Here is a 700-nt window from a genome sequence, read left to right as displayed (position 1 = left end):
GTGCAGATTGACTGCAATTCGTCGAACGTGCAGACGGGGAGCGGCGTTCCCGCCAGGTGATGCTGCAGCCGCATCAGACGAAGGCCCTTTCGAAGCTTGAGAAGGCCGAAAGCGCTCATGCCGCCCGCTATCCACAAAAGCGGCCCGGCGGGAAAGCTCCCGAGTGCCGCGTAAATGCCGTAGCCCGTCGCTCCCGTCAGCCACACGCCTGCCGACATCAGTTCGTAATTGCGCCGCCACGGCATCTCGTAAGCGATCGGATCGTAGTCAATTGCCATGCAGAACCCCCGATTATGTTGCGAAGCCCGGCCTTTCGGCAGAGCGACGGCAAAAAGGTACTTTCGTGGGTATGCGTGGAAAGTGAGCCGACAGGCGGAAAGAATGCTTCGCTGTCGGGATTCATCAGCGTTAGCAGCAAACGGCACCGCCTTCGGCGGGATTGCGCCGTTTCGTCGGCAGCCCTACACCGAGTATCAGGCGGATCTTGTCGCCTGCATGTTCGCGACAAGGAAGCAAACCGCTTCATCCGACCCGAACGCGGCACGTCGTACAATCACCGCCACTTTGACCTCGTCCAAAGGCCAGCGAACGGCACGCGGGCAGAGCTTGATGGAATGAGGAAAGAGACCTTTTTTCTGAAGTCGATAAATCTTGAATCGAGAAAGCCCCGAGGGTTCGCAGACGTCGCCGATTGTGATTA

2 protein-coding genes are annotated in these 700 nt (G+C 58.6%); both read right to left on the bottom strand.

Going from position 1 to position 700, the window contains the following annotated elements; translation table 11 throughout:
* Positions 1-278, bottom strand: a 278-nt coding sequence (locus H6A60_RS12080; protein WP_205104966.1) for a hypothetical protein, incomplete at its 3' end; no start/stop codon positions are given.
* Between the two features lie 195 nt (positions 279-473).
* Positions 474-700: helix-turn-helix transcriptional regulator (locus tag H6A60_RS12075; protein WP_239477745.1), on the bottom strand; the 227-nt coding region annotated here is incomplete at its 5' end.

The sequence above is a fragment of the Sutterella massiliensis genome, from assembly GCF_016899755.1.
Taxonomy (GTDB): Bacteria; Pseudomonadota; Gammaproteobacteria; order Burkholderiales; family Burkholderiaceae_F; genus Sutterella; species Sutterella massiliensis.
Note: the sequence above shows the minus strand (reverse complement) of the source record. Positions and strands in the feature narration are given on the sequence as shown.